Source organism: Pedobacter sp. UBA5917 (assembly GCF_002432345.1).
Taxonomy (GTDB): domain Bacteria; phylum Bacteroidota; class Bacteroidia; order Sphingobacteriales; family Sphingobacteriaceae; genus Pedobacter.
The window spans coordinates 1-19,164 of record NZ_DJDT01000153.1 but is presented as its reverse complement, the minus strand read 5'-3'; the positions used below and the strand labels follow the sequence as shown (position 1 = coordinate 19,164).

Genomic DNA, 19,164 nt, shown 5'->3' with positions numbered 1-19,164 from the left:
CTATTTAAATAAAAGGGTAAATAAAAATAAAAGGGCTTTTAAGCCTGATTTGGGTTTTGGTTTAACAACTAAACGTTGTTTAATGCGCATAAAACGCTCGTATAATTTGGGTTTTTTCTGCAGTTCTTCGGCAAATCTTTTGGCGGCATCGTGCTTTTGTGTGGCCGGATCGTAAAGCATGGCTGTGCACATGCAGTTTTTACGTTCCTTCATCTTCAATATTTCGAAGTTTACACAACTCTGGCAGCCTTTCCAAAATTCTTCATCCTGTGTAAGTTCAGAATAGGTAACCGGTTCGTAGCCCAGATCGGAATTGATTTTCATTACGGCCAAACCGGTGGTTAAGCCAAAAATCTTTGCCTTTGGGTACAAAGTTCTCGAAAGCTCGAAAACTTTCTCTTTAATGGCATGCGCCAAACCTGCTTTCCTAAATTTAGGCGAAACAATTAATCCGGAGTTGGCCACAAACTGTCCGTGGCTCCATGTTTCGATATAGCAGAACCCGGCCCATGTGCCATCCTTATGGAAAGCAATTACCGCTTTACCTTCTATCATCTTGCCTGCAACATACTCTGGCGAACGCTTTGCGATACCGGTACCACGTGCTTTAGCAGATTCGGCCATCTCGGTTACAATTTCTTCTGCAAATACACGATGTTCAGGAAGTGCAACCTGCACTATAAATTCGTTAATATCCATTCGTTTTCTAACGAAAAATTATAAGTATTCTTGTTAATTGGGTTTTTAGAGAGGATCAATTCCTCGTTACGTTTAGTTTGGGTACTAAATACGTGGAGTGAAATTTTGCCGGCTTGTGGGGTAATAAAACACGGGCTGAAAATGATTAATAAACAGACTTTTCCCCGACACTGATTGTGCTGTGGAAACAGAAAGTTTATGTAAAATTTGTTTAATCATTTCTTGCGTATTAAAACGGCTTTAACTCTATTGAGGTGCAAAGGTTTAAATAAAAATCGAGTTACACAATAATATCTCGTTTTTTTTATGTTAAGCTTTCGTTTTTTTTAAACTAATCTGACTTAAGCGTGTACTGGATGGCCTTTAATAATTCCAAAAAAAATATCTTTTTAATCAATTACAGGATGGCTACCTTTACCTGTGTTAACATTGTTAAAATATAATTTCAAATTTTAACATCTGCTTAACAACATTTAACATCCTAAATATTGTTTTAAATACAATATTTGCATAATTGTAGCGAATGCTGCAACGTTATCGTTTTACCAGTGTTTCTTAGTATTAAATCAAATTTAACAATATGAAGAGTTCTACTCCATTTTATTTCAAAGCCCTTACTTTATTTGTGCTGATCGCTTTTACGGCTTTCACTTCCTGTAAAAAAACAGAAACAGCGGATCCAACCATAGCTTATATCAGGGTGGTTAATACCTCTCCATCTTTGGCAACCTATAATGCTTACTTTAATAGCACCAAACTTAATAGTGCAGCGTTACCTTTTGGCGGTTCTGCTTCTTATGCTTCTTTCACAGCTGGTGCTTATACCTTAAAATTTACCACTGCAAGCAGCACCGAAAGTTTATTATCCAAAACCGTTTCTATCAGTGCAAGTACTTATTATTCTACCTATCTGATCAATAAACCAACTTCATTGGATACTTATACCATAGCCGACGATCTTTCTGTTCCGGCAGCAGATAAAGCCTATATCCGCTTTATCAATTTATCGCCTGATGCAGCTGCATTCGATCTGTTCAAAACCAGCGGTACTACAGCCTTATTTACAGGCAAAACCTTTAAAAATGCAAGTGGTTTTATCACCGTAGATGCAGGAACCTATTCACTTGATGCAAAAGAAACTTCATCGGGTACCGTTAAAGCTACCACCGGCAGTACCACCTTTACCGCCGGTTTCCATTACGATGTGATATTGAATGGCCTGGTAACACCTGCAAATGATACCGAACGCGCATTAACCTTACAGGCTACTACAATTAAATAAAACAATAATTTTTTCTAATTGCCCTGTATTATTGATATGATATGGGGCTTTTTTATACCCGGATATTTTCTTTTTTAAATACTTGTTATCTTTTCTACTAGATAGACCCTGAAATAAATTCAGGGTGACGACCTAGCGTTAAAAATCCGCAAGAGTCCTTTTAAACAAAATAATGACCGCACTTAGGTTATAACCTCAATTTTAACATTTTATTATTTAGAATAATTCAAAATAATTTGGATAATAACAATTTCTCCCGTTATTTTGCAGCTCTTTAGAATTAATCCAAATAAATAGTATCATGTTTAAAATCAAACTTTTTAGTTTAACATTTCTTTTAACTTTTCTCAGCTTACTCTCCTTTGCACAGCAATTTTCTACCATCAGTGGTACAGTTACCACATCAGATGGAAAACCGGCGGCTTATATTTCGGTAGGTTTGAAAGGAAAAGGCTTAGGAAATGTAACCAATGATAAAGGTACTTTCGAAATTCAACGCGTTAAACCAGGCTCTTATATTTTAAGGGTTTCGGCTGTAGGTGTACAGGTTATAGAAAAACCGGTAGTAATTACTGCAGGTGAAAATAAAACGGTCGATTTTGTAATCAGCCAGAACTCCAACCAACTTAATGAGGTAAATATCAATAAGGGTATTAATAAATATATCGCTAAAAAAAGTGAATATGTTTCGAAAATGCCGCTGAATAATTTAGAAAACCCACAAGTTTATACCACTATTACCAAAGAAACAATGGCCGATCAGCTGGTATTTTCAGTCGATGATGCTACCCGTAATGCAACTGGTATCCAAAAAATGTGGGAAGCAACTTCACGTGGTGGTGATGGTGGTGCTTATTATGCATCAAGAGGTTTTATCGTACAGGCAAAACTTAGAAATGGTATTGCAGGTAACATAACAGGCCGTAACGAAGCAGCCAATTTAGAGAATGTTGAGGTTATTAAAGGCCCATCCGCTACGCTATTTGGAAGTACGTTAACTTCATACGGAGGTCTGATCAACCGTATCACCAAAAAACCTTTTGAAGGAACAGGCGGTGCAGTAAGTTTTTCGACCGGCACTTATGATTTTAACAGGGTAAGTACAGATTTTAATTTCCCTGTTGATAAAGCCAACCACATTTATGCTCGCATTAATGCATCTTATAATTACAAAGGTTCTTTTCAGGAAAATGTATTTGATAAAGGCTTTTTTGTTGCACCAAGTTTAGCATATAAGGTAAATGATAAGTTGGATTTTACATTTGAAGCGGAGATTTCTAACGGTAAAAACACTTTGAAACCTTTTACTTTCTTTTATTTTCCGGTAAAAGACCTTGGTTTTGACAGGGCTGATCAATCGGGCATACCTTACGATAAATCATTCACAGGTGATGCCATGAAACAAAAATATAACAGTACAAATTTCTTTGGCCAGGCGAATTATAAATTTAACGATAACTGGTCATCACACACCAGTTTCTCATCAAGTTATAGCTTTTCAAACGGTCGTGGAACTTACCTGTTCCTGGTTCCAGATAATAGTCCATTATTGGGTAGCTTATCTAATCCAAGTGCGGGTCCAGGTGCTACATATATATCAAGAGCGGATCAATCAACAGATAACAGTAAACTTTATAACTACGAAATCCAACAGAACTTTAACGGTACTTTTAACCTGGGTTCTATCAAAAACAGAATTGTTTTAGGTTTGGATTATCTACGCCAAAACTCTGATCAGTTGTTTTATTCGATCGATACTTTCGACGTAACCAATAAAAATGGAACCGGTGCCAACTATAACAACTTTACCGAAACCAATTTAGCAGCATTCTATGCAGCAAACGCTTATTCTAAATATCCGGTTAATTTTAAATCGAACACTTACAGTGCATATGCATCTGATGTGATTAATTTAACCGACAGATTAATTGCCTTAGCCGCCATCAGGGTAGACCGTTTTGATAACAAAGGCAATTCAGACCGTGCGGGTTCTGCGCCAACAGGTGCTTATAAACAGACTGTTTTCTCCCCAAAATTCGGTTTGGTATTTCAACCGATCAAAGATCAGCTGTCGTTATTTGCCAACTATCAAAACGGATTTAACAACATTAATGGTATAGATTATAAAAAAGAGCCTTTTAAACCAGAGCAGGCCAACCAGATAGAAGGTGGTGTTAAAAGCAACCTTTTTGATGGCAAATTAACCGGATCGGTATCTTACTACTACATCAAAGTGAAAGATATTGTTAGGGGTTATAACGGCGATCCGTTAAATCCAAATGCACAGATCCAGGATGGTAACAAAATCAGTAAAGGTATCGAAGCAGAAATTGTAGCCAACCCTGTTAATGGATTAAACATTATCGCAGGTTTTGCCTATAACGATAACCGTTTGCAGAATGCTTCGCCAGATGTTGAAGGAAGACGTGATGCTTATTCGGCTTCGCCATACTCGGCAAACTTATGGATCAGCTACAAATTTGCTGCAGGTTCATTAAGAGGTTTTGGTTTAGGTGCCGGTGGTAACTATGCAAGTGATAATAAAATTGTTAATAGCGTAAGTCAAGGGGTATTCATTTTACCTGCTTACGAAGTGTTCAATGCATCGGTATTCTATGATCATCCAAAATTCAGGATCGGAGCGAAGGTAGACAACTTTACCAACCAAAAATACTGGACAGGCTACAGCACGATGAATCCCCAGGATTTAAGAACCTTTACCGGAAGTGTAACTTATAAATTTTAATAAAACCGATCGGGAACAGCTGGATCAGATCAGTTGTTCCCGGTTTTAAAAACCGAAAACATGAAAACTAAAATCTCTTTATTAGTACTACTCCTGGCCTTTAGCATTTCTAGCGCATTTGCCCATGCTTTATGGATAGAAACATCGGCAACAGGAAAAAAAGGACAGCCACAGGAAGTGAAAGTTTTTTTTGGAGAATACGAACATAACGAACCCGATACCGCAGCAAAATGGTTCAGTAACCTAAAAGATTTTAAACTGGTTTTAACTGCTCCAAACGGCACTACTAAAATTTTAACGGCTTCGCCGGAGGTACTTTTTTATAAAGCCAGTTTCACACCGGATCAGGATGGAACCTATAAACTTTCTATTGTACATGAAGTAGCTGCTGTTTACGAAAAAGCTAAAATCGAATATTATGCTTTTGCAGATGTTGCTGTGGGCACCTTAAAAATAAATACGGTTTTCCCGGCTGATGCTGCTTTAACCATCAGACCGGATAAACATGCCCTAAAAGTTGGCGAAACTGCTGTTCACGAAGTGATTTACAACAAAGCACCTTTTGCAAACCAAAAATTAACCGTTGTTGGTCCTGATAAAAAAGGCCAGCCTACCGGAACAGATGCACAGGGAAAATTCACCTTTAAACCGGCAACAGCAGGAAATTACTTTCTTGAGGCTTTTACAGAGGATAAAACCCCTGGAAAATTGAACGGAAAGGACTACGAAAAAATCTGGCATTTGGTAACTTACACTACCGAGGCTAAATAACCGGATTGTTTCAAAAAAAATTTAACCAATTAACGGCTGGAATCGTTAATTGGTTCTTTTATTAAATAAAGCTTTAATGGCGCTAACAAAACCTATTCAAAAAAAAACAAAGAAATCGCGGATACGAAGAATCAGCGATTGGCTGCACCTTTGGCTCGGTATAATATCGGGTTTGGTTGTGTTCCATTTGGGTGTAACGGGTTGCATTTTCGCCTTCCAGAAAGAAATTACCGAGTTTATCCACAGAAAAGAGTTTTTTGTGGAGGTGCCGGCAAATAAACAGACCATCCCTTTAAGTATACTACGAGCAACTGCCGAAAAAGCTCTGGGCGGAAAGAAAAAAGTTACTTTCATGTCGAGCTATAGCCAGCCCGATAGGGCCTGGGAATTTGGCACCTACAAGCCTGGTAATACCAATGCTTTCTGGTATTTCGATTCGATAGATTATTATGATCTGGTTCTGATCAACCCATACACCGGCAAGGTTACCCTGGTTGCCGATTATAAATACGAATTCTTCGGCATCGTTAAAATGCTGCACTGGAGTTTCCTGATCAACCATCCCATCGGGCAACAGATTATCGGCTGGAGCACCATTATATTCGTTTTCCTTTTAATATCGGGTATGGTGATGTGGTGGCCCAAAAACCTTAAAAAATCAAACTTCGATAAGAGTTTCAAAATCAAATGGAAGGCCAAGTTTAAGCGCATCAATTACGATATGCACAATGTATTGGGCTTTTATGTGATGACCATCTGCCTGATGCTGGCTTTAACCGGATTGGTTTGGGCGTTTCAATGGTTTCAGGCAACGGTTTATGTAGTGGCCTCGGGCAGTACTACTCCACCAAAAGAAGTAACTGCCAAATCAGATTCGACCAAAACCATAAACGTCATCCCTTTTGATGTGGCTTTCGAAACGGCAAAAAAAACCTTTAAAAATGCAGAACGTATTGGCATGTCGCCGGCCGAAGGCGGTTCTGCAACCATTTATGCCACGGGATATAAAGGTGCTGAAACCTATTGGAATTTCGACGTATTGTTGTTCGATCAGTATACCGGAAAGTTATTGGCACGCAAAAACCAAAGAGATAAAAACGCTGGCGAAGCGCTTATCGGTATGAATTACGACATCCATGTAGGCGCCATTTTGGGTCTGCCAGGAAAAATTATGGCATTTTTTGCAAGCCTTATTGCAGCGAGTTTGCCTATAACCGGATTTATCATCTGGTGGGGCAAAAAGAAAAAGAAGAAAAATCACGCAGTTGCGGAAAACTAAGTACATCCTAATTAATTATAAAAATGAAGTTTTTAAACCTAATTTTAGTGTTAACCGGTTTGATTACCCTTAATGCTACAGCACAAACAAAAGTAGAGTCTCCTGAAGAAAAACTGGAAAAAGATAGAAAGGCCATTAAATCACTGGCTGGCTTTTACGAAGTAAATTTCAACTATGGCGAAGTAACCGCTCCGGATCCGAATTACAAATTCAGCAAACCATACGAAAGCCATGGAAACGAATGGGCCGAAATTATTGTTGATGAACCTAAAAGGATCGTTATCCAGCACATGCTGGCCATTAACGATACCACAGTAATTAAACACTGGCGCCAGGACTGGACATATGAAGATACCGATATTATGCTTTACACCGAAGGTAATGCATGGAAAAAAGGCAACTTAACCCCTGCCGATGTAAAAGGAAAATGGACGCAAAAGGTTTATCAGGTAGATGATAGTCCACGTTACCAGGGTTACGGAACATGGAGCCACGTTGGTAGCCATGATGCCTGGCAGAGCGAAACCGATTCTCCATTGCCAAGAAGAGAATCGACGGTACGTAAAGATTATAATGTATTAAACCGTGGCAGCCGGATTACCATTACCAAAGATGGTTGGATGTTTGAACAGGACAATAAAAAAATTGTACGCTCAGCCAACGGAGATAAATTATTGGCTGTTGAAAAAGGTTATGAGGAATTTACCAAAATAGATCCCAAAACGTTTGTCAATGCACAAAAATGGTGGGCTAGCCAAAAATCTTATTGGGCAGAAGTACGTGATGTTTGGGCCGACATTATCGGATCGCAAAATACCTTTAAAGTGCAGACTATGACGAATGGTAAATTGCTTTACGAAACACTTTTCAGCTTAGGTGATCAGTCTATCAAAGAAAAATGGACTGCAGCACAAAACAAAGAAAAGATTAAAACCGCTTTACAACCTTATTTGGTAAAGTAAAAAAGCTAACTGATATTAGAAACCCGAGTAAGATTAATATTTATGCGTTCTGACTGGTTTTAGTTTCCTTATTCTAGCCTGATCATCATGCTGCCCGAAACTTCGGATCAGCAACATTCATGTTAGATAGACCCTGAAATAAATTCAGGGTGACGAAATGAGTTAAAAGGTTGATGAATAATGGCTATGCTGTTAAACATCAACCTTTTTTTTGTGCTTAAACATGAAAATGTTTGCGTTCGTTTCCAAACGAGTGCATAAATAGTTATACGATTCTATCGTTTGTAAACGATAAATTATTCAACACTCGTTAGAAACGAGCGTTAGCAGATTGATGAATAATGAATATGCTGTTAAACATCAACCTTTTTTTTGTGCTTAAACATGAAAATGTTTGCGTTCGTTTCCAAACGAGTGCATAAATAGCTATACGATTCTATCGTTTGTAAACGATAAATTATTCAACGCTCGTTAGAAACGAGCGTTAGCAGATTGATGAGTAATGGCTATGCTCTCAATCATCAACCTTCTTTTTGTCTTTAAACATGAAAAAGTTTGCGCTCGTTTCCAAACGAGTGCATAAATAGCTATACGATTCTATCGTTTGAAAACAATAAACTATTCAATGCTCGTTAGAAACGAGCGTTAGCAGAATTTATAATCCACTACAAGGATTAAAAATCCTTAGTACAAGGGTCGGGATTACAAATCCCGACCAACAGTAACTTTATTTTACTAAATTCCGGCATGAAAAAATTTTGCTCCATTATCTTTCTGTTTTTGGCTATCAACACTTTTGCACAGGATTCTACCTATACCCGTAATGTAGTAAATACCCTTACATCAAAAGTTTTTTGGGGAAGAGGCTATACCAAAGATGGTATGAGAAAAGCTGCCGATTACATTGCTGATGCATATCAAAAAATGGGTTTGTTACCCATGGGAACAAATTACAAACAGAATTTTAGTTTTCCGGTAAATACTTTTCCCTCGAAAATGATGGTTGCCATAAACGGGCAAAAACTCATTCCCGGTAAAGATTTTATCATCAACAATGAAAGTCCGGGCATCAAGCTAAAAGCAAATTTAAACCAAATAGATAGCCTAAATTATCAGGCCGGCCCTACATTAACCGTTTTATTAAAAGATAAACTTACCTGGTCTGTGGCTACCGAAGTTGGAGAAAAAACGATCATCCAGGTTAACAAGAAATATTTTACCACCATACCCAAGGAAATCAGTGTTGACATCGAGAATAAATTCATCCCCGATTTCCAGGCGGCCAATGTTTGTGCCCTTGTTAAAGGGACTAAATTTCCCGATTCGATTTTAATCATTACCGCACATTACGACCATTTGGGTGGAATGGGTGCTGATACTTATTTTCCGGGAGCTAACGATAATGCAGCAGGCGTAGCCACTTTATTAAGTTTGGCGAGGTATTATGCAGCAAATCCCCAGCCCTACTCTATCGGGTTTATCTGTTTTGCCGGCGAAGAAGCTGGCTTATTAGGGTCAGGGTATTTTGTAGAAAATCCGCTGGTACCTTTGGGTAAAATTAAATTTCTGCTTAACCTCGATCTGGTTGGTACAGGCGACGCCGGAATGACAGTTGTTAATGCATCCGTTTATCCAAAAGCATTTGCGCAGCTCAACGCTGTAAATGATGAATACCACTACATTTCAAAAATTAATCCGAGGGGAAAAGCTGCTAACAGCGATCATTATTTTTTTACCGAAAAAGGGGTTCCGGCATTTTTTATCTACACCCAGGGTGGTCCTTCGGCTTATCATGATGTATTCGATAAACCAGAAACTTTACCCTTAAACAAATACAACAATCTCTTTAAACTGATTGTCGGCTTTAACAAAAAGCAGATGGAATAAGCTCTTTCCCAGGACAAAAACCTTGATCTGCTATCCCAATATTAATTTTTAAAGGATTAAGCTTTAAATACCAATTTTATCCTGTTGGGATAATATAACCAGCCTTTGGGATAATTAAATATAAGGGCTAAAAGTGTATGCTCATTTTTGAATCAACAAAAACAAAATAAGATTCAATATGAAAACTATACTAAAACTCAGTCTTACATTTTTATTTTCAATCGCGACTTTACTTAAATCGAATGCCCAAAACCAGATCGAAATTGTGATCGTAGGCTCCAGTCACGATAACGCTAAATCAACCCAGAATTTTCAGGCTATCATTGATAAGTTGAAAAATTTTAAACCCGACATGGTTTTTGGCGAATATCTCCCTGAAGGAGATTATGCCACACTCGATGCAGATAACTGGGCAATAAAGGTTTTTAAAAAGGGACACGATTACATAGAAAGACTAAACCCTGAAACACCAAAAAATATCCCTTCACAGATAAAAAAAGACCAGAAAGCACTTTCCTCTTTTGCGTACTACCATAAAACCCGCATGGACTTAGCAGCCAATTACGCTAAAAACTGGGACAGGGTGAATGCCGAATACCAGATTTTTGTGCTCGAAAACTACATGAAGGATAAATTCGGCAAAGAAGAACTGGCACAGTATACAAAAATGTTCGGTGGTACCGATTCGCTAAAAAAAGCTGGCTTATACAGAGCAGGCAGCGAATACAATAAAATTTATTTCCCGCTTATCTATCAATTGGGCCAGGATCAGATCTATAAAATGGACTGCCAGACTTATGATAAACCATGGAGCGCAGCATGGGCCAAAACAGATTCTTTATACAAAATCATGATCAACAAAGCGAAGGCAGATAGCACTTCGGCAGAAGCCGCAACTGCAAAAGCGATTGAAACCTATTGGGGATATAATAAAGAAGAGGAAAAGGTTTTCAATGCCGATCAATACGCTGGTATGAATACCGTAAAATATGGCGTACTGGATGAAGCCTGGAATTTTTATGGTGGCAGCCATTTTTATGGTTATGCGGGTTTCCCTACCGAATCGGTGAAAGCCATGATTGCCCAATGGATGTTAAGGAATGAGGGCATGTGCAAAAACATCATCGGGCAGGCCAAAGCAAAAAATGCCAAAAGGGTAATAGTAGGTGTTGGCGCTTCGCACCGCAAGTGGATGGAAGAAATTTTAGCCAAAAATCCTAATGTTAAAATTATCAACTATAACGATCTGCACTAAATTAATTACGCTTCAATCGGCCTCACTGCATGATGTAGTGGGGCTTTTTTATTTTTTCGCCTGTAATATTTTCGTTTGTATTTGTAAAAGCAATTTAATGGAATTACTTTTAACTAATATTTTAGTTTTACAGTATGCAACATTCAAAAGAATTTTGCGTCAGGCTTTTAAACAAACTTAATCCATCACATTTTTAACGCTATTGGTCACATTTTTTGATATAGTGAAAAAATAGCCGATAATTTTAGGTTCCTTATTTAAAAAATACATGAAGAAACCCCTACTCTCACTTGCTTTTACTTTAATTCTTTTTAACCTGTTTGCGCAAAAAAATGGAAGCATTACCGGAATCCTCGCAGATAGTGCAAATCATAAAACCACCCTAAATTACTCAACCGTTTCGGTTTACAAAGTGGGCGATAGTGCGTTAACTACCTATAAATTATCGGATGATAAAGGCATGTTCAAAATCAATAGCCTCGCTACAGGAATAAAATACCGTTTAGTGGTAACGGCATGGCAATATGGAACTTTTAGAAAAGAGGTAGAATTAACCGCTGCCAATCCGGTTTTAAACCTGGGCACGCTTTACCTTTCTACCAAAGCGAACGATTTAAACGAGGTGGTTATTTCTGCCGAACGGCCACCGGTAATTGTACGTAAAGATACCATAGAGTTTAATGCAGAATCGTTTAAAACGCTTCCATCAGCAGTGGTAGAAGATCTTTTAAAAAAATTACCTGGTGTTTCTATTGCTGCAGATGGCTCGATACAGGTTAACGGAAAAGCGGTGAGCAAAATTTTAGTGGATGGAAAAGAGTTTTTTGGCGGCGACCAGCAGATTGCAACGAAAAACCTGCCAGCAAATATTATCGATAAAGTACAGGTAGTGGATGATAAACAGGCAAAAAGACGCGATCCTGACCTTACTGCGGCAGAAATTCCACAGATTATCAATTTAAAACTGAAAAAGGCCATTAAAAAAGGTGCTTTTGGTAAATTATATGCCGGTGGCGGACAGAAAGAACTTTATCAGGCCGGCGGATTGATGAACTTTTTCAGGGATACCACACAGGTAAGTGTACTGGCTTATGGCAATAACATCAACCAGCCCGGTTTTAATCCGAGTGATGTACAGCGGATCGGCGGTTTTAGCAGAAGCGGCGTAAATTCAATGATGATGACTTCTGGTGGTTACTTTGAGTTTAACGGGATTAATTTCGGAGGCGCTTACAATGGTGTACAAACCTCGTCGGGCGGTGGATTTAATTTTAACACGATCAACAAAAAAGGAATCAAATTCAACACACAGTATTTCTTTGGCCGATCGCACAATCTGCTGGAGAAACTGACCAATACCAACCAAACTTTGGGTACTGATAGATTAATTACAAACGCCAATGAAAATACAAGTGCATTGATATTAAAACATAATATCGGTGGAAAACTGGATTGGCAGATCGACTCTTTAACACAACTAACCATCGAGCCGGCAGTTGTATTAAACTCCAACAACTCGGTAAGCAAGGTTGCTTCGAGCAACAATAACGCAGGTAACCAATTGATCAACACGCTCGAGAATTTAAATGATAGAAATACTTCCAGTAATAAATATCAATTAAGGGCCGATTTTCACCAGGATTTTAAAAAAACGGGAAGATCTTTCAATCTGGGTACCGATATTTCCACAACTCCAAATCCAAATGTAAACTACAACAGGAGCAACAGTGTTTTTTACCTCAGCCCTTCCACTTCAGAAATCGATCAGTTAAGGGATAATACCATCGATAATTTCAGGGCCTATATTTATGCCAATTACATGGAACCCATCGGCAAAAAGCTGAATTTTAAAGTAGATGTAAATGGAAATATCATTAACAATGAGAATGCACTAAATACTTTTTACCGAAATCCGGCCAACCAGCTGTATGATATTGTTGTACCCAATTTATCGCAAACCGTTAAACAGGCAGGCTTTAAAACCAATACCAATGTCAGCCTGAGGTATAAAATAACCAAGGATCTTTATATCCAGCCCGGTTTGGTGCATAATTATATTTCGCTTAACAACCGTTTTACCAATGCTGCCGATATCAACCAACGATATAATTTTATCTGGCCAACATTTCAGTTTAAGTACAAAATTTTCTCCTTTAATTATTCGGCAAGATTTGCAGAGCCTAATGTAAGCTACCTTCAACCGGTGGCCGATAATACCAATGCCTTTTATATCAGAAACGGCAATCCTAACCTTCTGCCGGCACGAACGCAGAGTTTTAGTATGAACATGTATAAATATGATCCAAAAGGCCAGATCAATTACAATTTATACGGTTACGGTAATTTCACCAAAAATGGGATCATTAATACCATTACCATCAATAATGGTGTGCAAACCGTTAATCCGATCAATATGAGCGGTATCTATAATTTTCAGGGAGGGGCCAATATTTCAAAAGATTTCAGGAAGGATAAAACCAGCTTAAAAGTTGGTTTGGGTTTTTGGGGAAATTTCGATCATACGCCTGTTATCGTCAACAATATTAGAAGTAATGCCGATGTTTTTTATATAGGCCCCAATGGTAATATAAGATTAAACCTGAACGATAAAATTGAGATTAACCAATCATATTCCATTAACCTAAACCGGAGCAAATACGACGATAGTTTTTATACCAACATTAGCTACAACACCCATCAAAGTACTTCGGAGCTGATTATCCGCTACCCCAAAAAACTGGTTTTCGAAACGAATTATGCTTTAACCATCAATACGCAGACCATTGCCGGGTATAACAACAATATTAAATTCTGGAATGCAGCAGTTACCTATTTATTTATGAAAAACGATAGGGCGCAGTTGAAATTCTCGGTGAATGATATTTTACAGAGCAATGTGCGTAGGAATATACAGATTACGGGTAACAGCATAATCGATACACAGAGCAATAATCTGGGCAGGTATGGCATGCTTACACTCACCTACAACATCCAAAACTTTGGACAGAAAGTAGGCGGAAGACAAACGTTTTTTAATTTTTAGGTTGCCCATGTTTGTGTCCTCACAGATCGCAGCACAAACTTTTTATAATGGTTTGTGGGGACACAAACCATGGAGACACAGACCATGGCACCATGGCATTTATTTAAAAATATCTGCCAGTAACTCATACGATCGTATCCGGTCTTCAAAATGCTCGGTAATGGTAACAGCCATCAGTTCATCCACATCGTAATCGGCAGCCAGTTTGGTAAGCCGTGTTTTAATTACAGTTGGTGTACCGTAAATCATCCGTTGTTTATTGGCTTTAATCTGCTCCAGTTCCGAAGCGGTATAATTAACATCCTTAATATCTTCCCAACCAACGGCTGGCAATCCCTTACCTTTTGCCAGCTGTAAAAAACGATAACTCATTAAAGCTTCCTGCTGTTTTACCTTTTCTTCGTCTTCTGAACAGAAAATATGAAGAGCTACATTTTCTACAGGTGCTGCCAGATCCAAAGAAGGTTTAAAATGTTCCCTGTAATATTGAACAGCCTGCGGACCGCCAACCGGATTAATAAAATGGGCAAAAGAAAATCCCATCCCGAAATGGGCAGAAAACAAGGCGCTTTGTCCGCTGCTACTTAACAACCATCGTTGCGGCACGGTCTCCGAAATCGGGATCGCTTTTATTTTTGCCTGAATACCTCCATCAGAAGTATCGTGCAGATAATGCTGCAGTTCTCGCAACTGTTCTACGAAGTCCTGCTCGCTCCAGGTATTTGAGGGATTTAACATAGAAGCCGTAATGCGGTCTGTGCCCGGTGCTCTACCCATTCCCAGATCAATGCGGTTAGGATGCATTACCTCCAGCAAACGGAAACTTTCGGCAACCTTTAACGAGCTATGGTTGGGTAGCATAATCCCACCGGATCCTATTCTTAAAGTTTTGGTATGGTTTGCCAAATGGGCTATTAGAACTTCAGGGGTTGATCCCGCTAAACTGGTGGTATTATGATGTTCGGAAACCCAGAAACGGTGGTAACCCAATTTTTCGGCTTCCTGTGCAAGTATAGTTGTTTCCTCTATCGCCCTGCGTGCAGTAACACCTTTGCGTACCGGCGATTGATCTAAAACGCTGAGTTTAATTTTTGTATTGCCCATAATTCGTATATAACAAATGTATGTGCCTGTTGATTTAAATTAGCTTACTGAAAAGCTTTATGACTTTAAAATTACCCCCCTAGCCGACCTTGAGGGTGGTAAAATTTAACAACAAAACTCAGTTTATACAAATGAATGCCACTTAGGGTGTAGGCGTCAATTTTACCAAATATTGATCTTCTCCGTCATCAAAAATCAGTTCGGTATCCCAGCCGGTTTCTTTGGCAGTACGCTTAATGGTTTCTTCGTCGATATAAATCCAATTGAACCAATTTCCCTTTTCACCTTTATATTCGTACTGGTAAGATACCTCTCCATAATATTGGTTCGTAGGTTTTGGCATGTCTTCGTATAAATAAGCAATATCCGAAGAATCGAAAATCACCTGCCCGTTAGGATTGATAAGCTCTTTTAACCTGATCAGAAAATCTTTAAAACCAGGCAAAGTTCCGGTAAGGCCGATACCGTTCATGAGCATAATAATGGTATCAAATTTCTCCTGATAGGTAAAAATATCCTGTACAAATGCTTTTTTAACACCACGGTCTTTCATGATATTTACCGCAGCTTCCGAAATATCGATAGCGGTAACATCAATGTTAAAAGCCTGTAAAAGCAGGGCATGGCTGCCCACACCGGCGCCAATATCCAATACTTTTCCACTGCACATGTGTAAAGCCTGCAATTCTAACACCGGCATATCTTCATCATCACGGAAGAAAAACTCCAAAGGCATTTCTTCAGGTTCTCCATACGAATTATGCAGCCAAAGTGTATCTGCTTCGCCGGTTCTGTAAATATCCGTTAGCGCTTTACCAAAAACATCCATGGTGCAAAGATAGGGAAAATGGATGATGGACGAGGTAAAATGGATGAGGTTGATATTGTCCTCGTTTGTAACGAGGATATATGGGAATAGCGATTGCATCGCTGATAAGAAATTTGTTTTTAAAAAAGTTATGCGCCACATTACAAATGTGGATCTCGCTAATCCTCGTTGCAAACGAGGACTATGGTCTAACATTTTAGATTAGTCCGGATTACAAATCCGGACCAACTTAATCATTACTCTATCTCAAACACCTGATGATACTCAGGTATGGCTACATGTTTAAAACCGGCATCTTTTAACCTGCTGGCAAAATGTTGCTGTACTTCATATTCGCCATGTACCAAAAACAGCTGCTTTACCTTTGCAGGATCCTGACAGGATAAAAAGTGGAGTAAATCTTCGTAATCACCATGGGCACTCATCGATTTAATTGATTGTACCTCGGCTTTCACTTCGTACTCATCGCGGAAAATTTCGACTACCTTTTGTCCGGCGATTAACCTGCCGCCAAGCGAATTTGGCTCGCAATAACCCACCATTAAAATGGTATTTTTCTGATTGCCGATATTATTTCGGATGTGGTGCTTTACGCGACCGGCCTCTGCCATACCCGATGCCGAAATAATTACACATGGGCGTGGATCTGCATTTAAAGCTTTCGATTCCTCTACGCTTTCGATAAAACGAAGTCCTTTAAAAGCAAATACGTCATGATCGATTTTTAAAGTTTCCTTTACACCGTTATTGTATACTTCTGGGTGGTTTTTAAGGATTTCTGTCGCTTTTGATGATAGCGGGCTATCTACATAATAAGGAACATCAGGCAATTTACCTTTTAATTCTAAACCGTTTAAAGCATAAAGCAGCTCCTGTGTACGGCCAACAGCGAAAGCAGGAATAATTACTTTACCCTTTTTTATTTTACAGGTATTGTTGATGATCTCCAAAAGCATATTTTCGATCGGATCGAGGTCTTTATGCAGCGAATCGCCATAGGTAGATTCCATTAAAATGTAATCGGCCTGGTCAAACTGCTGCGGACTTTTTAAAAGCAGATCTCCATAACGGCCAACATCACCCGAAAAGGTAATCCGGGTCTGTTTTCCATCTTCAGTTATGCCAAGGTGAACCGCAGCGCTCCCTAAAATATGACCTGCATCGGTAAATTTCAAGCGTATTCCAGGTTCAATCTCGAAATCTTCCTCATACTCCACAATTTTCATCTGGCTAACCGTTTTGGTAACATCTTCCTCTGTATAAAGTGCCTCTTCCATTTCTTCACCATGGCGGAGGTGTCGGTTGGCATATTCGGCATCCTGCATCTGGATTTTTGCCGAATCCATCATCAATATACGTGCAAGATCCATAGTTGCCGAAGTACAGAAAATCTTTCCTTCAAAACCTTCTGCAACCAGTTTGGGCAATAAACCGCAATGATCAATATGTGCGTGGGATAAAACGAGGTAGGTGATTTTTTTGGCATCGAAACCAAAATAATCGTTTAATTTATCGGTAACACGGCCCATTCCCTGGAACAAACCGCAATCTAATAATATCTGTTTACCGTTTTTTAAGGTAATAAGGTGCTTACTCCCCGTAACCGTACGGGCGGCACCATGAAAAGCAATGTTCATTGAGATGGTGGTTAGAAAATATATAGAATAAAAATGCCGGATATTTCCGGCACTTCCAATTCTTTAAGCATTTATTTCTGCTACTTTATCTTTAACCTTATCTGCAACATCCGAAGCTTTATCTTTTAAGCTTGCCAATTTATCTTTCGAGGCATCTAACAGATCAGCAAAAAAGTCTGATACCTTGCTTTTAAGGTCGCTGGTCGAATCTGATGATAATGCCAATGCGATGGTTGCTCCTAATGCTGCTCCGGCCAATACGCCTACTATAATTTTTGTCTCTTTTTTCATGATCTTAGTGATTTACTTTATTAAACATATTTAATCCATAGGTGTTTTACTTTTTTCATCTTACAAAAACCAATCCACAATGAAACATATCTTTTTTATAGACCTGGATAACACCATTTATTTTACCAAACCGAATGAAGAACAATTAATGGGAGAACTTTACCGCTTTTTAGAAAGTGTGGATTTGGGGATCAGTGATAAAGATTTTCAGCTTGCCAAACAGGAAATGTTGAGAACGCCTTTTTTAAAAGTAGCCAAAAAATATGGTTTTAGAAAAGAAGCAATGCCCGAAGTGATCACCTATCTCCATAATAGAGAAGTTACCAAAGCCTTAAAGCCGAGTGATGATTACCATTATATTAAAAGCCTTAAAGGACGGAAATTTATCGTAACTGCAGGTTTCGAAAAGCAACAGCTTTCGAAAGTGAAAATGCTGGGTATTGCCGATGATTTTGAAGAAGTACATGTTGTTGATGTTTCGGTTAGCAATAAGAAGGACGTTTTTAAAAAGTTGATCGATCAGCATAATCTTAATGTTGACGACATTTTAATTATTGGCGACGATGCAGAATCGGAAATTAAGTTTGGACTGGAATTGGGGATCAGTACTTTTTTACTTGATTCCGGAAATTTACATCCAAAAGCAGAAAGTACTTTTAGAGGGAATGATTTGAGCAGACTGCATGAAGCGGCCGGGCAATAAATTGAATAATAATATCTTCTATGAACATTTAGGCTTCTCTGTCGTCACCCTGAATTCATTTCAGGGTCTATCTGCAAAAAGATGCTGATCCCGAACATTCGGGACAGCATGACGGTCTTGCGTGAGATTTAAACAAAAAAAGTCCCGATTTTCATCGGGACTTCTCCAATTATCCTCTACCACCTCTCGATGGTCTTCCGCTCTCGCCACCACCTCTTTGTTGCGGTGGAGCTTCTGATCTTCTCTGTTCCTGTCTTTGTTGTTGAGCCTGGGCATCACGCTGAGCCCTTTCCTGCTGTTGTTGTTGCTGTTGCTGCGCTCTTTGTTGTTGAGCCTGTGCATCGCGTTGGGCTCTTTCCTGCTGTTGTTGCTGTACCTGTTGCGCACGTTGCTGTTGCATTTGCTCATTACGCTGTTGTTGGGCCTGTGCATCACGTTGAGCTCTTTCCTGTTGCTGCTGTTGCGCTTGTTGAGCGCGTTGCTGTTGCATCTGCTCATTACGTTGTTGTTGAGCTTGTGCATCACGTTGAGCTCTTTCCTGTTGCTGCTGTTGTGCTTGTTGAGCACGTTGCTGTTGCATCTGCTCATTATGCTGTTGCTGAACCTGTGCATCACGTTGAGTCCTTTCCTGTTGTTGCTGTTGTGATTGTTGCGCACGTTGCTGTTGCATTTGCTC

General features: G+C 39.1%; 15 protein-coding genes. 9 read left to right on the top strand and 6 right to left on the bottom strand.

The features are described from left to right. Positions 1 to 699, bottom strand: a complete 699-nt coding sequence (locus tag B2V92_RS09665) for a GNAT family N-acetyltransferase (RefSeq protein ID WP_293307302.1) — start codon at positions 697 to 699, stop codon at positions 1 to 3. A gap of 580 nt (positions 700 to 1,279) precedes the next feature. On the opposite strand from B2V92_RS09665, the gene B2V92_RS09660 reads away from it, so the two are divergent. The 8 genes from B2V92_RS09660 to B2V92_RS09625 all read left to right on the top strand — a co-directional run bounded on the left by B2V92_RS09660 (position 1,280) and on the right by B2V92_RS09625 (position 13,924). After that, positions 1,280 to 1,981: a DUF4397 domain-containing protein gene (locus B2V92_RS09660; protein ID WP_293307300.1), complete on the top strand. Its 702-nt coding sequence runs from the start codon at positions 1,280 to 1,282 to the stop codon at positions 1,979 to 1,981. Positions 1,982 to 2,282: 301 nt separating this feature from the next. Then, a complete protein-coding gene (locus tag B2V92_RS09655) occupies positions 2,283 to 4,727 on the top strand; it encodes a TonB-dependent receptor (RefSeq protein WP_293307298.1) in 2,445 nt (814 codons plus the stop codon). Positions 4,728 to 4,787: 60 nt separating this feature from the next. Further along, positions 4,788 to 5,498: a DUF4198 domain-containing protein gene (locus B2V92_RS09650; protein ID WP_293307296.1), complete on the top strand. Its 711-nt coding sequence runs from the start codon at positions 4,788 to 4,790 to the stop codon at positions 5,496 to 5,498. A gap of 76 nt (positions 5,499 to 5,574) precedes the next feature. After that, positions 5,575 to 6,777: a PepSY-associated TM helix domain-containing protein gene (locus B2V92_RS09645; RefSeq protein WP_293307294.1), complete on the top strand. Its 1,203-nt coding sequence runs from the start codon at positions 5,575 to 5,577 to the stop codon at positions 6,775 to 6,777. 23 nt (positions 6,778 to 6,800) lie between these two features. Then, positions 6,801 to 7,739 carry a DUF6607 family protein gene (locus tag B2V92_RS09640; protein WP_293307292.1) on the top strand — a complete coding sequence of 313 codons (939 nt, stop codon included), beginning with the start codon at positions 6,801 to 6,803 and terminating at the stop codon, positions 7,737 to 7,739. Between the two features lie 747 nt (positions 7,740 to 8,486). Then, positions 8,487 to 9,626: a M28 family metallopeptidase gene (locus tag B2V92_RS09635; protein ID WP_293307290.1), complete on the top strand. Its 1,140-nt coding sequence runs from the start codon at positions 8,487 to 8,489 to the stop codon at positions 9,624 to 9,626. A 178-nt stretch (positions 9,627 to 9,804) separates the two neighbouring features. Next, a complete protein-coding gene (locus B2V92_RS09630) occupies positions 9,805 to 10,881 on the top strand; it encodes a DUF5694 domain-containing protein (protein WP_293307288.1) in 1,077 nt (358 codons plus the stop codon). Positions 10,882 to 11,149: 268 nt separating this feature from the next. Next, on the top strand, positions 11,150 to 13,924 hold the full coding sequence (locus tag B2V92_RS09625) for an outer membrane beta-barrel protein (protein WP_293307286.1): 2,775 nt from the start codon (positions 11,150 to 11,152) through the stop codon (positions 13,922 to 13,924). A gap of 99 nt (positions 13,925 to 14,023) precedes the next feature. On the opposite strand, the gene B2V92_RS09620 is transcribed toward B2V92_RS09625, so the two are convergent. From B2V92_RS09620 to B2V92_RS09605, 4 genes are all read right to left on the bottom strand, one after another. Next, on the bottom strand, positions 14,024 to 15,028 hold the full coding sequence (locus tag B2V92_RS09620; protein ID WP_293307284.1) for an LLM class flavin-dependent oxidoreductase: 1,005 nt from the start codon (positions 15,026 to 15,028) through the stop codon (positions 14,024 to 14,026). A 142-nt stretch (positions 15,029 to 15,170) separates the two neighbouring features. Beyond that, on the bottom strand, positions 15,171 to 15,956 hold the full coding sequence (locus B2V92_RS09615) for a class I SAM-dependent methyltransferase (protein WP_349681425.1): 786 nt from the start codon (positions 15,954 to 15,956) through the stop codon (positions 15,171 to 15,173). Between the two features lie 137 nt (positions 15,957 to 16,093). Beyond that, entirely contained in the window at positions 16,094 to 17,494 is a 1,401-nt protein-coding gene (locus tag B2V92_RS09610) for an MBL fold metallo-hydrolase RNA specificity domain-containing protein (protein WP_293307282.1), read from the bottom strand. 63 nt (positions 17,495 to 17,557) lie between these two features. Continuing rightward, positions 17,558 to 17,785, bottom strand: coding sequence for a YtxH domain-containing protein (locus B2V92_RS09605; protein WP_293307280.1), 228 nt, complete (start codon positions 17,783 to 17,785; stop codon positions 17,558 to 17,560). A 79-nt stretch (positions 17,786 to 17,864) separates the two neighbouring features. Here B2V92_RS09605 and B2V92_RS09600 point away from each other — a divergent pair, with 79 nt between their 5' ends. Next, positions 17,865 to 18,488 carry an HAD family hydrolase gene (locus B2V92_RS09600; RefSeq protein WP_293307278.1) on the top strand — a complete coding sequence of 208 codons (624 nt, stop codon included), beginning with the start codon at positions 17,865 to 17,867 and terminating at the stop codon, positions 18,486 to 18,488. A 169-nt stretch (positions 18,489 to 18,657) separates the two neighbouring features. Here the strand turns inward: B2V92_RS09600 and B2V92_RS09595 are convergent. Continuing rightward, positions 18,658 to 19,164, bottom strand: a 507-nt coding sequence (locus tag B2V92_RS09595; protein WP_293307276.1) for a hypothetical protein, incomplete at its 5' end; no start/stop codon positions are given.

Coding starts and splice junctions, on each gene's coding strand:
- B2V92_RS09665 (WP_293307302.1), bottom strand. CDS start 699: ATGGATATTAACGAATTTATAGTGCAGGTTGCACTTCCTGAACATCGT.
- B2V92_RS09660 (WP_293307300.1), top strand. CDS start 1,280: ATGAAGAGTTCTACTCCATTTTATTTCAAAGCCCTTACTTTATTTGTG.
- B2V92_RS09655 (WP_293307298.1), top strand. CDS start 2,283: ATGTTTAAAATCAAACTTTTTAGTTTAACATTTCTTTTAACTTTTCTC.
- B2V92_RS09650 (WP_293307296.1), top strand. CDS start 4,788: ATGAAAACTAAAATCTCTTTATTAGTACTACTCCTGGCCTTTAGCATT.
- B2V92_RS09645 (WP_293307294.1), top strand. CDS start 5,575: ATGGCGCTAACAAAACCTATTCAAAAAAAAACAAAGAAATCGCGGATA.
- B2V92_RS09640 (WP_293307292.1), top strand. CDS start 6,801: ATGAAGTTTTTAAACCTAATTTTAGTGTTAACCGGTTTGATTACCCTT.
- B2V92_RS09635 (WP_293307290.1), top strand. CDS start 8,487: ATGAAAAAATTTTGCTCCATTATCTTTCTGTTTTTGGCTATCAACACT.
- B2V92_RS09630 (WP_293307288.1), top strand. CDS start 9,805: ATGAAAACTATACTAAAACTCAGTCTTACATTTTTATTTTCAATCGCG.
- B2V92_RS09625 (WP_293307286.1), top strand. CDS start 11,150: ATGAAGAAACCCCTACTCTCACTTGCTTTTACTTTAATTCTTTTTAAC.
- B2V92_RS09620 (WP_293307284.1), bottom strand. CDS start 15,028: ATGGGCAATACAAAAATTAAACTCAGCGTTTTAGATCAATCGCCGGTA.
- B2V92_RS09615 (WP_349681425.1), bottom strand. CDS start 15,956: ATGCAATCGCTATTCCCATATATCCTCGTTACAAACGAGGACAATATC.
- B2V92_RS09610 (WP_293307282.1), bottom strand. CDS start 17,494: ATGAACATTGCTTTTCATGGTGCCGCCCGTACGGTTACGGGGAGTAAG.
- B2V92_RS09605 (WP_293307280.1), bottom strand. CDS start 17,785: ATGAAAAAAGAGACAAAAATTATAGTAGGCGTATTGGCCGGAGCAGCA.
- B2V92_RS09600 (WP_293307278.1), top strand. CDS start 17,865: ATGAAACATATCTTTTTTATAGACCTGGATAACACCATTTATTTTACC.